The 13,579-nt window shown below is 57.3% G+C and carries 9 protein-coding genes and 1 pseudogene; 7 read left to right on the forward strand and 3 right to left on the reverse strand.

Features of this window, described 5'->3' with window-relative positions:
- Positions 1 to 183: 183 nt before the first annotated feature.
- The 7 genes from IEW19_RS13955 (at position 184) to IEW19_RS13985 (ending at position 11,312) form a co-directional block, all read left to right on the forward strand.
- Positions 184 to 555 carry a recombinase family protein gene (locus IEW19_RS13955; RefSeq protein WP_188572222.1) on the forward strand — a complete coding sequence of 124 codons (372 nt, stop codon included), beginning with the start codon at positions 184 to 186 and terminating at the stop codon, positions 553 to 555.
- A 202-nt stretch (positions 556 to 757) separates the two neighbouring features.
- Positions 758 to 964: a hypothetical protein gene (locus tag IEW19_RS13960; RefSeq protein ID WP_188572223.1), complete on the forward strand. Its 207-nt coding sequence runs from the start codon at positions 758 to 760 to the stop codon at positions 962 to 964.
- Positions 965 to 1,093: 129 nt separating this feature from the next.
- Positions 1,094 to 2,248, forward strand: coding sequence for a DNA cytosine methyltransferase (locus IEW19_RS13965; protein ID WP_188572224.1), 1,155 nt, complete (start codon positions 1,094 to 1,096; stop codon positions 2,246 to 2,248).
- Positions 2,249 to 2,305: 57 nt separating this feature from the next.
- Positions 2,306 to 5,644, forward strand: coding sequence for a sacsin N-terminal ATP-binding-like domain-containing protein (locus IEW19_RS13970; protein WP_188572225.1), 3,339 nt, complete (start codon positions 2,306 to 2,308; stop codon positions 5,642 to 5,644).
- Between the two features lie 2 nt (positions 5,645 to 5,646).
- Positions 5,647 to 7,209, forward strand: coding sequence for an ATP-binding protein (locus IEW19_RS13975; RefSeq protein WP_188572226.1), 1,563 nt, complete (start codon positions 5,647 to 5,649; stop codon positions 7,207 to 7,209).
- A 144-nt stretch (positions 7,210 to 7,353) separates the two neighbouring features.
- The gene (locus IEW19_RS13980) at positions 7,354 to 8,211 is read left to right on the forward strand and encodes a PD-(D/E)XK motif protein (RefSeq protein ID WP_188572227.1); all 858 of its coding nucleotides are present in this window, start codon (positions 7,354 to 7,356) and stop codon (positions 8,209 to 8,211) included.
- Positions 8,211 to 11,312, forward strand: a complete 3,102-nt coding sequence (locus tag IEW19_RS13985) for a Z1 domain-containing protein (protein ID WP_188572228.1) — start codon at positions 8,211 to 8,213, stop codon at positions 11,310 to 11,312. The genes IEW19_RS13980 and IEW19_RS13985 overlap by 1 nt, the downstream gene beginning before the upstream one ends.
- 134 nt (positions 11,313 to 11,446) lie before the next feature.
- Here IEW19_RS13985 and IEW19_RS13990 read toward each other — a convergent pair whose 3' ends face one another.
- From IEW19_RS13990 to IEW19_RS14000, 3 genes and pseudogenes are all read right to left on the reverse strand, one after another.
- Positions 11,447 to 11,722, reverse strand: coding sequence for a hypothetical protein (locus IEW19_RS13990; RefSeq protein ID WP_188572229.1), 276 nt, complete (start codon positions 11,720 to 11,722; stop codon positions 11,447 to 11,449).
- Between the two features lie 34 nt (positions 11,723 to 11,756).
- Positions 11,757 to 11,987: pseudogene (locus tag IEW19_RS13995) on the reverse strand (Y-family DNA polymerase); the annotation flags it as partial.
- An 851-nt stretch (positions 11,988 to 12,838) separates the two neighbouring features.
- Positions 12,839 to 13,174 carry a hypothetical protein gene (locus IEW19_RS14000; RefSeq protein ID WP_188572230.1) on the reverse strand — a complete coding sequence of 112 codons (336 nt, stop codon included), beginning with the start codon at positions 13,172 to 13,174 and terminating at the stop codon, positions 12,839 to 12,841.
- Between the last annotated feature and the right edge of the window lie 405 nt (positions 13,175 to 13,579).

The following is a 13,579-nucleotide window of genomic DNA, read 5'->3' on the forward strand; positions in this document are numbered from 1 at the left end:
ACCTCGAAATACATCGAATTGCAGGAGAGGTCCTATAGCGAGCAAATGGCTGGCTCACCGACTCGGAATACTCTTTATCGGCTCATGGAAGGATTTGCTGACTTAGAGGCTCTGCCCAATTCCCCCTTTGAGGAATCTTCCTGGTTTGTATCCACGACGAACGACGGGTGAGTATTCACGGTCTTGGGGCACCGGGGGATCGGCTTCCGGTCGCTGGCTGAGCCCTGGCTGGACACGACTAGCGCGCACGGGAAACTGATCTTTGACATGTTCGCGTCTTTGGCCGAGTACGAACGGTCCCGGTTGTCCGAACGCACCAGGGCAGGGCTGGCGGCCGCGAAAGCCCGCGGCCGGCTGGGCGGCCGTCCGCCGGCTATGACTCCGGCGAAACTCGAGGCGGCAAAGGACCTGCGTCGCCAGGGAAGGAAACTCCACGAGATCGCCGAAACCCTGAGTGTGAGCATGTCTACCCTCACTAGGGCGCTCGGCCCGCGAACGGCAAGCAAGCACCGGAATCGGCCACCGTTCGGAAGGCTGCTTAAGTCAGTTCCGTGAGGAGATGAGTGGCGGACCAATGTTTCGTTTTGTCGTACGAATGTCATATTGCCTAGATGGGCATGACCGGCGCCGTAGTTCCAGAGGCAACCCGGAACGCTCCTGGGAAGAGGACGATTAGTCCTATCGGGCCTGCCTGTTGCAGTGAGTCCCGACTCATAAAGAAGTGAGACACCCTGCCGACAAGCGGAAAGGACCGATCATGACAAGCAACCAGGATGCCCCGCTGGGATGGTTCCATGCGGTCAAAACACGGGATGCGGTCGCTCAGACCCGGGACGGATGGCCCTATTTTGAGGCTAACGCGCGGGGTTCCGATCCAACTGGAGCAACTGTATTCGAGATCCGTTTCGGTGACGGCGAGTGGATGCTGGCGGTCGAAGGTGACCTGTTGAAGCGCGATCAGTAGCTTCGCACCGGGTGCGCTAGCTACTTTCCGCAACACACCTCGGACCGAGACAGGGATCACCAGCCGACCCGCTCCAGGGTTTAGGCGGATATTCCGGCTTACTCGCTGTAGCCAGCTAGAATCCTAGGCATGGCCAAACCTCTACGACTCATTGATCTCTTTGCTGGCGCAGGCGGAATGACCGAAGGGTTTGAGGCCACCGGCAAGTTTAAGACGATTGTCGCAGTTGAACACGACCAGCACGCCGCTGCCACCTATGCGCTCAATCATCAGGCTGAGCGCGTTTACGCGGGAAAAATCGAGGATTGGCTTGAGGAAGGGCGGGTTCCTGAAGCCGATGTGATCATCGGCGGACCTCCTTGCCAGGGATTTTCGGCTTTGGGTAAGCAAGACGTCTTGGATGAGCGAAATTTTCTTTGGCAGAAATATGCGGAAACGATAATAGCGGCCAAGCCGAAGTACTTCGTCGTCGAGAATGTGCGCCAATTTTTGAAGTCTGATCAATATGAAGAGTTTGAACGCTGGACTCGACCGGGGAACCCGCTGGAGAAGTACGTTCTTCAGCCGTACCTTTTAAACGCCGCTGACTTTGGTGCTTATCAGTCGCGCGTGCGCAGTATCGTGATCGGCCGCTTGAGGGAACTCCCTGAAGTGCCCGAACCCGAAGGCGCATACAGCGGTCGCCATCGGACGGTCGGAGAAGCTTTTGCCTCAATTGACACGCACGTAGTCGAAACGACCTTCCCGAAGGTGTCCTTCGAGTACAACGGGCAGCGAATCCCCGGGCCGTACAGTACGCAGGATCTGCATGTCACCAGGAACTATACGCAACTCTCACTCGACAGGTTCAGGGAAATTCCGGTCGGAGGAAACAGGTTCGACATTCCTCCGGAATTGCTGGCTAACTGTTGGAAGAATCATACGACCGGTTCAGGCGACGTGATGGGAAGGCTGCGCAATGACCGCCCTTCGGTGACCATTCGAACAGAATTCTTCAAGCCCGAAAAGGGCAGGTATCTTCACCCCAATCCGAACGTGCACCGGGCAATCACGCACTATGAGGCAGCACGGCTCCAGGGGTTCCCGGATGACTACAAGTGGGCAGGATCGAAGACTTCCATAGCTCGTCAAATCGGTAACGCGGTCCCGGTGCAGCTAGCAAGCCACCTGGCGAACCTTATTGCCGCCCAATTTCTTGCCGAGGCCGTCTTCTCCGGCAAGGAGTCTTTAGACTCGACAGTCATAGCTCCGCTAGCACCGGCTTTGGTAGGGCATCCAGCCTGATAGAACTGTCTTACAACAGCGTTTTTCTGACATACACCGATCCTGTGGGGGAGCAACTTGCCAGCCGATTTCTGGGCGGACACAAATAGCGGTCTGAGTCGCTTCGTCGCAAGCGAGACACTTCAAGCGCTGAACGCTTATAAAGCCCGCCCGGACTTGATTCGCGAACACAGCAACATTGAACAGGCCATCACTCAGAGCGGTTACGGCCGCAAACAGCTGAATGAGCTTATTCAAAATGCGGCAGATGCTGTAGACCTTCCAAACGGCCGAATACGCATCGTGCTGACCGACGGAACGTTGTACTGCGCCAACGAAGGATCACCGTTTACTGAGGCGGGTTACCGCACCCTGATGCTCTCGCATTCCTCTGAGAAGAGAGACGACCAGATCGGGCGGTTCGGGCTTGGCTTCAAGTCCGTCATTCAGATTTCGGACTCCCCGCAGATCTTCAGCAAGAGCGGTTCCGTCAGTTGGGACCGCCGGCACAGCACCGAACTCCTTGAACCGTTGCGGCCGGGACTGGGTTCGTATCCCGTCTTGCGAATCGGCACCCCGGTCAATCCTGCCGCTGCTGCCAGCTCAGATCCGGTTCTTGACGAACTCATGGCCTGGGCTACTACGGTGGTAAAGCTCCCCTTGGTTCAGCAGGCTGCATGGCTAAGCGAGGAAATGCGCAAGTTTCCCCACGAGTTTTTGCTTTTCTCACAAAACATAGGCCTCCTTGAGTTCGACAACAGAATAGAAGGCACTCTTACTGCCTGGTCTGCACGCCGCGACGGCTCCGACGTCCTCCTCGAAAACGATGATGTCCAGGAGGAATGGCGGATTTTCCGATACAAGCATCACGTCACTCCCCAGGCGGCCGTCGAGGCAGGATCAATCGCAGCCCGTGAAACGGTGGACGTCACTTGGGCAGTACCCATCAAGGGCAACGCACGTCGTCAACGCGGTTCTTTCTGGAACTACTTCCCAACAAGCCACACCACCTCACTAAGAGGAATTGTGAACGCGGCCTTCAAGATGAATGAAGACCGCCACAGCATGCTTCACACGCTCTACAACAAGGAAATTCTGCAGAAAGCCGTCCCGATGATGATTGCCGGGGCGTTGGCATCCTTCCGGGACGACGCCGACCCTGCCAGTTTCCTAGACTTACTGCCCGCACGTGGGCGGGAAGCCCCCTCGTGGGCTGACTCTGTCATCAATGAACCCATCTTCGTCGCACTAGCCGCGGTCCCATGCCTGCCCGACAGGGCCGGCGAGCTGCAGCTCATTTCGAATCTCTTGTTCCCGCCAGATATGGATGAAGCCACTCGCCTTGAGGAGATGTGGGATAGCTGGGTCGGGCTTGATCGGCCTTGGCTCCATAGTTCGGCTTCCACGACGAAGGAGCGGCGGCTTATGGTACGACGTCTCTTGGGTCTTGCGAACAAGGGGAGGGCCCCGGTTGAACTATGGCTTGAAGAGATTACCTACGGCCGCCGGCTGGACGATTTCGAAAACGCCCTTCGGATGGCGGTCGAGATCGACAAGCATCACCCGGATCACCGGACAGCGATGCGCCGGAGCCGCATTGTGCTTATGCAGGATGGCAGTGCCCGTCCGCCGATTACTTCTAAAGTTTTCCTCCCGATAGACGAAGAGGATGAGGGAGATAACCTCGTCTCTTATGAGTTGCTCCACCACGGCGACGTAAGCACTCTTCTCAAGGCGCTGGACTTCCAAGCCCTTGATAACAGAGGCAAGGTTGACCGCATCGCCCGCCAAGTCGCAAAGGACTACGAGGACGAGAGTGCAGCCGAATCTCTATGGCGGCTTTCTCGCGCCCTGCCGGTTCCGGAGATGCTTGCCATTATCGGCGACCGCCTTGATATCGGTAAGCTCCGCGTCAGGTCAAAGGACGGCCGGTGGCGTCCGACCGCCGACATCTGGCTGCCTAACGGTCTCATCCCCGCTAACAGCATCGGTGACGAACACCTTCTCGTTGATGACCTCTTTCATCGACAAGACCTCAACCTGCTGAAAAACCTAGAAGTGAAGAGCAACTTAGCGGAGCCCGTCACGGTGAAAAGTGGGCCATCCTACGACCTATGGAAGTCTGCTGAGGCTGCAAGAATTTCTGCTGACTCAAGAAATTCACCCGTGCCAGTGTCAGAAGCATCCCTTCGTTTCAGCCCGGTATTGGCCACATCCGGCCTTCACCTCTTGTGCAAAGCATCCATCCGCACTCGGGAAAAGGTAACTCAGAGGATCCTCTCTAACACTCAATACAAGACAAAAGTCGAATTCAGCAGTACCTACAAGAACGCACAAATCATTGATGGGCCGGATATGTGGTGGGTGCGGAACTATGGTGTCCTGCAAACCCGACTCGACTTGGTGGACGTGAAATATTGCGCTGGAGCCGTTGAGGGGATTCCTGTGGGATTCCTTCCCTACCCAGGGCCATCCCATGCCGAAAAGCTGGAGCTTCCAGACTCCGTCGACAAGGTCAATTGGGGCTACGCGCTGCCGTTGGCCGAGCAGAAACTCCCATGCGGGCGCGTTCATGAACTGTATGGACTACTGGCAAAGCACGGCGTCCGTCGACCGGCGGAACTACTAGTCCAACAGCCTGACGGCACCACTACGCGATACCCTGCCGAGTTCATCGTGGTTGCCGAAGACAACGACACCTACCAGTTCCTTCTAAAGTCCGCCAAGGTCCCGGCACTTTATACAGGGAACCCAGAACTGACCGAACCCCTCTCGGAGCGATGGAAACTCCAGGCAGTCAAAGTGGAGTTTTTTAGCGCCTTCGAACACGTGAAAGATGAAGAATCGGAAACTGAGACCATCAGTGCCCTGTATCCCCTCCTTCACCAGATTGAATCGAAGATTAGGCGAAGCACCAAGTGCATCCCGTGTCTGTCCCTACGAACTGTACGTTCAAACAGCTACAACGAAGACCAAGACGTGGAACACCACGAGTCGTTTCGCGACGGCTCCAACTTTTACTATGCGTCCACTCTGTCCAGCAGAAGGCTACTCACCGCCCTGCTTGAGGATGCTGGCAGCTCCCGCCGCGCCGCAGATGTCGAAGCAGAGATGAGGCGGCTTGCCAAGGTAGAGCGCACGCTCCGGGGACCCGATCCCGAGCCGGACCCAGAGCCTGAACACCTCAAGACACACGCCAGCGGATTCATCCCGCTTGACGCATCCAGGAACCTCAGCGAACAGATGACGCTGATCGAACGAGCAGTTCTTCGTTACCTCGACACCCCTGACGCAAATGTTTTTGATCTGAGGCTTAACTTCGAGGTCGATATCTCCCAAGGCATCACAAATGAGGCGAGCAGTAAGGTCACAGAAAATGTGTCGAAGCTCGGTGGTCAAGCAAGGTTCGAGGACTAAAAATGCCGGCCGGATATGAAATCGACGAGCGGCAATGGTCTATCGAGACCGTTCTGCCGGACCCCTCAACCATTGCGGCTATCGGAATGCACCACAACCTTACGAGTGCGCTGGCAGACCTCGTTGATAACTCCATTGATGCTACGGCCAGCCACATCAGGATTCGCTTCGTGCAGCGCGGTACTACCATCCTCGGGCTCCAGATCATTGATAACGGGCGAGGCCTGACTGCTGACGGAATCAAACGGGCGATGACCTTCGGAGCGCGACGCGAGTACGGGGCTGAAGATCTTGGGCATTTTGGCCTCGGCCTCAAGGCGGCCTCTCTATCTCAGGCGACCTCCTTTGAGATTTATTCTCGCCAAAAATGGGGACCTGCCGTCGGGCGCCGGATGGATCAAACGGTAAGCCAGGACTTCAGTGTTGGAGTAATGGAGCCTGGAGCCGCAAATGAGCGGCTTGACGGCGTGGCAGGTATGGAACTCCCGAGTGGCACTTTGGTGGAGTGGCGGGGCCTGAAGGACGTAATACACACGTCCGACCAGGGGGAAGCCACCGAATGGAGATCAGCGAAGCTTCGCTCTATTCGCGAGCACTTGGGTCTCACCTTTCATCGTCAACTGCACCTCGGCGCTGTGGAAATAGACATAGACACGTTCGATATTGACCGAAACAAAGCTCTTCTCCCCATCCAAGTCGATCCCATCGACCCCTTCGAGGGCTCCTTGCAGCAGGACGGCTACCCGCGCAACTTTATCGTCGACCTTCCAGACGGGGCATCGTGCACGATCGAGGCGCACCTATTCCCTCCCCGGCTAAACTCCACAGCTTTCGACTTATACGGGGAACCGGGAGAAGCCAGGCAGGGAATCTACTTATATCGTCGAGGCCGGCTCCTATCAGGTGGGCAAAACTGGGCAGGTCTCCGTCTCCCCAAGAAAGAGTTGGGACTCGGCCGAATCAAAATCGACCTTGATGCAGCTAACGAGCACTACATAGCACTCAACCCCGAGAAGGTCACACCCGTATACTCAGCGGACTTCACCAAGGCAATGGCTCAGGCCCATACACCGGGTCCTTCACCGTCTCACTTGGATTCATACTTTAGTGATCTTCAGAGAGCACACAAGGAATCCAAAAAGACCAAGCCCCAAGAGATCCGGCTCGTTGAACCAGCCCTCGGGTTGAACCCCACAGTCCTGTCCCGCCTCACTGACCTTCAGGATTTCGCTGACTTCGATCCCATCGATTTGCGCTTCGTTACCCTCCCATCCACAGAACTATTTCGGGCAGATCGGACAGCGCGACGAATCGACGTCAATGTAGAGCTCGTCCGAAGGATCTATGGATCGGAAGGCCGCTTGAGCAACCGAGACGGCCAATTGCTCAAAACCTTCCTCTACTTCCTCCTCGAAAGCGACTTCAAGGTCGAACAACGATGGAACGTCGTGCGGGAGGACAGACATCGCATCCTCAATGACGTGCTGTTGGCCGCCTTTGCCGAAGATTTCATCCAGCCGAACCTGCAAAGAGACCAGGCACACGAGAAGAACGGCGGTGAGTAGCAGATGGTCCCAGATTCACCCGATGACGTGCGTAGACTTGAGCCCGAAACCATCGAGCGGTATTTCAAGTCACCAAATACTGTTGTGCATCTACTTTCACAAGTTCCTCGCTGCGAGCTTCGCATAGAACCCGCTACCGAATGCTTGGAGCTCCGTGTTCCTAGGGACGGTTCGAATCCCGATCTAAGCCCATTCGAGAACATTGAAATTGACTATGCCACCGACCCGAATCAGGACTGCTTCATCCTGAGGCTCGCGGCCGGAGGGATGCACTACGCGGCGTACTCTTTCATAGCCAAGATCGTCGAGGAACTGCAGCAGGGCCACTTCTTTTCCAGCGCAATTTTCCACAGCCTCAAAGAATATGAGTTGCTCATCCAGAGCCGCAGACTACTGAGCTCCGAGAAGCAGACCGGGCTCTTAGGAGAGCTGCTGCTGTTGACGTATCTCTGCAGCATTGACCCAGTCTCGGCCTTAACATCGTGGTTGGGGCCGGAATCAGAACAACACGATTTCTCGTTCGACACCTTCGACCTGGAGGTCAAGACAACGAAATCGGAACGACGAACTCACCGTATCGGATCAGCCACCCAGCTTGAACCCTCCGAGAACCGTTCTCTTTTGTTTCTCTCCATTCAGATCACTGCGGCCGGCGGTGCAGATAACGCATTCAGCCTGGTGGAGCTGGTCGAAAAGATTCGAACCCTCCTTGGCCCCCATACACTGCCGTTCAACGAATACCTGGCCAGGCTCGGATGGAGGTGGTCTGACGTCGAGTCGTATCGCACCAAGTATGTACTGCGTTCCCGCCCAGCTTTCTACCCCGTAGACGAACACTTTCCCGCCCTACAAGATTCTGTTCTACGTCGGACGATTCCCAACTACGAGCACCTCTCAGAGATCTCGTACAGGACTGACGTTTCACACCTACATACGGCCTCGGTCCCAGCCGCCCTAAAGGGGTTTGCGGCCTATGCGAATTCGTTACTACGGAGGTCCTGATGCCCATTACAGAAACCAGAAAAGACGCAATTACGAGTGCCATCGCAATGATTGCCGAGAAGGGCCCAAAGCTCCTCCTCAACCGTGTCAATTTCTCCCTGGAGGAAGACGGCGTCGAGGCGATCACACCAACGGAACTGACCGATCTCCTGACCTTGGAAGGGGATCCGAACGACCCCGCTCAGGTTGAATTCCGTCTGGCGTTGTCCAGATGGGATCAGACCACAGATGCACTGTGGCTCAGCGAGGCGCCGAAACCCGCTACCCATCCGAAGGGCCGGGAACGACGCGCATACGTGCTCGAGAAACTCGGCTTTTCCGAGCACGAATTTGACGTTATCAACTCTTTCTACCCGGTCATCAACGCTGGCACGATCGTCGCGAACCCCACCGACGACGGACGGTGGCCATGGTACTCATCCGACCGGCGAACGCGCAGTCACTACTGGGACGTCTACCAAGGGATACTCAAGCGCCGTGGCTTCGGTCCCGATGCAATCGTGGCGTTAGACGAATCCACCACAGAAATAGTTAGCCGATTTGCAGACCCGACCTGGGACGAAACCTACCAAACCAAAGGCCTTGTCGTAGGACATGTCCAAAGCGGGAAAACTGCCAACTTTACCGGCACGGTAGCCAAAGCCATCGATGCCGGTTACCGGCTCATCATCGTACTAACCGGAACCCTTGAGCTTCTTCGCAGCCAGACTCAACGACGCCTGGACAAGGAACTCGTTGGCTTCGAAAACATCGTCGGCGGAATCGACCTTTCGGACGAAGTGCTCGCGCGAGAAAACATCGACTACATAGCGAACCAAGACGCAGACTGGTTAGCAGGCGACAAGTTTGTAAAGTTCGGCTACGACCCGGAGAGTGTTCCGGGAGTCCCCCACACTATTCGCCTTACGAAAAGCACCGATGACTACAAGTCCCTTAGAGCCGGCCTCAGTACTCTCGACTACAAATCACATATCCGTAACCCGGAACAGAAGATCTACCACCCGGACAACCTGTGGGACACGCCAGTCCGTCTTGTTGTGATCAAGAAGAACGCAACAGTCCTACGCAAGCTAATCAAAGACCTCAAACAGATCCGGGGCAACACCCAGGACTATCCCGCGCTGATCATCGATGATGAGGCCGACCAGGCAGGGATCAACACCAAAAAGCCCCCTGTGAAGCTCACCAAAGAAGAACAGGACGAAGAAAATAAGCAGGCCCGAGAGCGGACCGCCATCAACAAACTCCTATCCGAACTCTTGGGAATCTTGCCACGCGCCCAGTATGTGGGATACACGGCGACCCCCTTCGCAAACGTCTTCATTGACGCTTCCGACGTTGATGACATCTATCCCAAGGACTTCATTTTCAGCCTGACTCCGCCCGACGCGTACATGGGAGGCCGCTCCTTCCACGATCGGCATCTAGTCCTTGCTCCCGACGAGACCAAGACTCCTGCGACGAGTAACCAAGCAGCGTATGTGAGAAACATATCCTCAACGCCAGACACCGTTGAGCTAAGGCGTCTCGAAATGCAAAGAGCCATGGATTCCTTTGTTCTCTCCGGAGCAATCAAGCTGTGGCGCGAAGCCAGAGGCAGTAAGGGCGATTTCAAGCACCACACAATGCTGTTCCACGAATCCGTCAAGCAAGTCGAGCACAACGCTCTCGCGGATGAAATCCACCTGCTCTGGAAACGATCAGATTACCTCGGGTTCCACGGATATGACCGCATGGCAGAACTATGGGCAGACGACTTCGCCGTGGTCATGCAGGAACTGACGCAGAGGACGGACTCTGAGTTTCCCGATCCACGGACACACCGGATCCCTTCTTCATTTGACGACGTCGCCGTATACCTCCCTGAAGTCGTGAAGCGTGTGGAGGAAGGCCTGCGCCCAATTGCGGTCGTAAACGGCGACAAAGACAGCGAATACACCCAGGCCGGCGCCGACTTTCAGAAGGGGCCCGTGTGGAAGATGCTGGTGGGCGGGGCAAAGCTTTCCCGTGGCTACACAATTGAAGGCCTCACCGTGACCTGGTACTCACGAAGGGCACTAGCAGCCGACACTTTGATGCAGATGGGCCGCTGGTTCGGTTACCGACCCGGCTATCGGGACCTGGTGCGGCTTTACATCGCACGAAATGTGCCAGCGTCGGCCAGGAACCCTAAGCCATATGACCTTTACGAGGCTTTCGAATCGATGATCGGTGACGAGGAAGAGTTTCGGGATCAGCTCGAACAGTTCGCTGAACTGGATGAAAATGGACAGCCCCAGGTTCGCCCCATCGACATTCCGCCGCTAGTATCACAAAGCTTGCCTTGGCTCAGGCCGACCGCACGCAGCCGCATGTACAACGCCCAGATCGTGCAATACGCCAAAGGCGACCGATTCAAGGACTTCTTCTATTTGCCGCCCCGGGATCCGAAGCAATGCAAGAACAGCGAGAATCTGAGGGCAATGGCACCGATACTCAACCGTCTCACGGACACGGAATCGTTCGAATACACAACGGCCACCGAAAGACGCTCCTCCTACAAGGCGAAGACAGGTCTCGTGCCGGCACAGGTCGTTGTCGACGCACTATCTCTATTTGAGTGGAGTAAACCAGGCCTTGCTGATGCGGACATTCAATTCGTCAAAGAAGCCATCAGCAAGGGAAGCATCACGGACTTCAAAGTTGTCATGGCAATTCCTTCAATCGATCCAGTCATCAGGATGATTGATCTTGATGAGACGGGAGCTACCCAGTTCCCCATCATCCAACGGAACAGACGCGAACGCGGAGACTTTTCGGGATCGTCGCGATGGACCCGCCAGCCCCTTGAAGACCAATTCACCAAGGAGAAGGAGCCGAACGATCCGTCATCCCGCACGACGGGGGCCGTCATACTTACCCTCGCCGCCGATCAGTGGAACGGCCAAACCCAAGCCGCATTCTCTGAACCCGCAACTCTGCCTGCCGACGTAGTTAATCCGTCGGACATAGCGATGCTCTTCTCGTGGGCTCTTCCCCATGCCGCTGCACCAAAGGGCAAGGCGGGCTTTAGCGTGCTGGCGCCAGACCGTCCACACGCGCCAACCGTCGAGGCGTTATAGGCAACAAAGTAGACAACGCAAGGAGCTGACACTGGGCGCTTTCCTGAACTGGCTTCAGCCGCCGGCCCGACCGTCCCGCCTCCAGCCGCGGGTTGTCGTAGAGGAGTCCGGCCTGCGCTACGCACGCCCTGGGTTCAGTTGTCAGTGATGGCCTCCAGCAGCCATTTCTCGGCGAGGGGTTCGCGGCGCAGTTCAAAGGTCCGTAGCTGTGAGTCCGACCCCCCGAGCCGGACCTGAACACGCCAGTGTTCGATATCGACGACGTTCCCGATTCCGACGGGGACGCTTTGGCGGGTTTCCCACCATGAGTCCCTGGTGAACCAGTGCAGCGGCTCGGCTGCCACCGCCCAAATCTTGCCGTGGTAGCGGACGGCCAGGGGAGTGCCGGCCTTGGTGAAGCGGACGTCCACGGGGGTGTTGAGGGTGGGGGCTTCTGGGTGATGGTCATGTGTCTGTTGTCTTCCTGGGCGGTGCACAGTCCGGCCCGCCCCGGATGCCGCCGTATCCCAGGCCGATGGACCCGCGGCCGTACCTTCGGGTGACGTCTTCGAGGAGGGTTCCGATATGGCGTTCCTCGTGCGAGTTCTCGAACAGGGACAGGGGTGCCTGGTTGCCGGTGGGGCGCAGGTCCGTGACCATGGTCCCGGCCCTGGCGTACCGGATCCCCTCGTTGATGTGGGTGACGATGGGCCCCGAAAAGACCGGGTTATTCCCAACGGGGACAGCTTTGAGCTGTTCAGAGGGTTCCATCTGCCCGCCAGTGGGCATAGCCCGGGCTTAATCGTCCTTGCTAGGAGTTGGAGTAGTCCCTTCTTCACGCAAGTGGCGGAGTGTGGCGGCCAGGCTGCGCACGGCCGCCGGGTTATCCTGCCAGGGCCTGCCGTTGCGGGAGCACGCATGAACGTCACCCACTCCGGAGTCCTTCGCCGCTTTGGCCAGTGCTACCCATGCTGTCTGCAGCTCGGCCAGTTGGGCAGGCGTCAACGGCTCCGGCCCCGCTGAATCTTCCGCAGCAGCGGCTGCAAATGTTGTGTCGTCGGATCCTGTCCGCCGGTTCCTAAAGAAGCTTCGTAGCCCCACTCCGCCCCCTCTAATAGATGTCCTGCCGGTTGCCGCGCCGCCGCCCTCCGCTGCAACCGACGGGGCAGTCCCACGCTAACGCGCAACTCGTCCGGCGGGAAGAACGGAGAGTTGGCATTCCATTGGAATACGGACCCTCAGCTGTGCAAACATGCTGCTGCTTACGCCTCAACCGTGTTTACACAAGGAGGCCCTTGCAGGCAGTACAGGTTTTACGCAAGGACTGGATTCCATTGCGCTCCAACCAGTTAGAGGGCATCCGCTGGCGCGGCAGGCTGTTGCGTCCACGGGGACGCCAACCAGCCACCCAGTCCGCCCTAGCTTCTACCTGGTCGGTCTCGACCAGTGACGTCCCACGTAAGCTCTCCTGCCCTTCTTTGATACGCACGTGTCAACGCGCTCTGCGCCCCTCTGAGGGGTTCAGAGGTCCCGCGTGGCGGGTTGCGTTAATCCGACTTTTCGGAGGCCTCTGAGGTGGCTTGCTGGGCCGCCGATGCCGGCATCATGGTTAGACTCGCAACGAACTGCTCAACCTCAGACGGGACGGGATCAACCACACGCGCGGGAGGATCCCGAACCTCACGCAACTCCGCCAGAGCCTCACGAATGACCCGGTGCTGCGGCCCGCTCAGATGTAGCCGGCCATCCTTCATCACAATGTCGATGATGCGGGCCGCCGTCAACGCCTGAGCAGCCAGCCGCTCACAGGTGGAAGTCCACGGCTGGCCAGCAGCGAGATCCTCAATTTCCCTTGCAACTTTCCCCTCCAGCAGCCCCAGCACTCCAGCAGGTCCAGAACCTTGACAGTCCACAGTCGGCCCTTGAACATGCGCAGGATTCCTAACCCGGTCAAGGTCACGGAAAGCAGCCATTCGCAAACGATGTCGCTCCCGGCACACACCACAGCGGCATCCGCGCCGGTACCCCGAGGCCCCATGCTTCACGCCGCCCACAGCACATGCCCCTGCGCTACAGAGCTTCGCGCGCTACGAAGAGGGAGAGCGCGGAAGACTGTGCGGTGTATCTGCACCCTCCCACCAAAAAGAACGCCTGCCCCGAGGGGGGACTGTAAGAAAAACGGTGTGTGATGGTCCGGCCTGATCCGAAAGGAGACGGCCGTGTCAGAGTCCACGACCGCAGTAACAGGGGTGATGATCGATCCTGTGACGGGAGAGATCATCGATCAG

The sequence above is a fragment of the Arthrobacter liuii genome (assembly GCF_014639275.1).
Taxonomy (GTDB): Bacteria; Actinomycetota; Actinomycetes; order Actinomycetales; family Micrococcaceae; genus Arthrobacter; species Arthrobacter liuii.

What these genes read in the sequence shown, in the direction of transcription:
- IEW19_RS13960 (WP_188572223.1), top strand. Translation starts at nt 758, where the DNA reads ATGACAAGCAACCAGGATGCCCCGCTGGGATGGTTCCATGCGGTCAAA.
- IEW19_RS13965 (WP_188572224.1), top strand. Translation starts at nt 1,094, where the DNA reads ATGGCCAAACCTCTACGACTCATTGATCTCTTTGCTGGCGCAGGCGGA.
- IEW19_RS13975 (WP_188572226.1), top strand. Translation starts at nt 5,647, where the DNA reads ATGCCGGCCGGATATGAAATCGACGAGCGGCAATGGTCTATCGAGACC.
- IEW19_RS13985 (WP_188572228.1), top strand. Translation starts at nt 8,211, where the DNA reads ATGCCCATTACAGAAACCAGAAAAGACGCAATTACGAGTGCCATCGCA.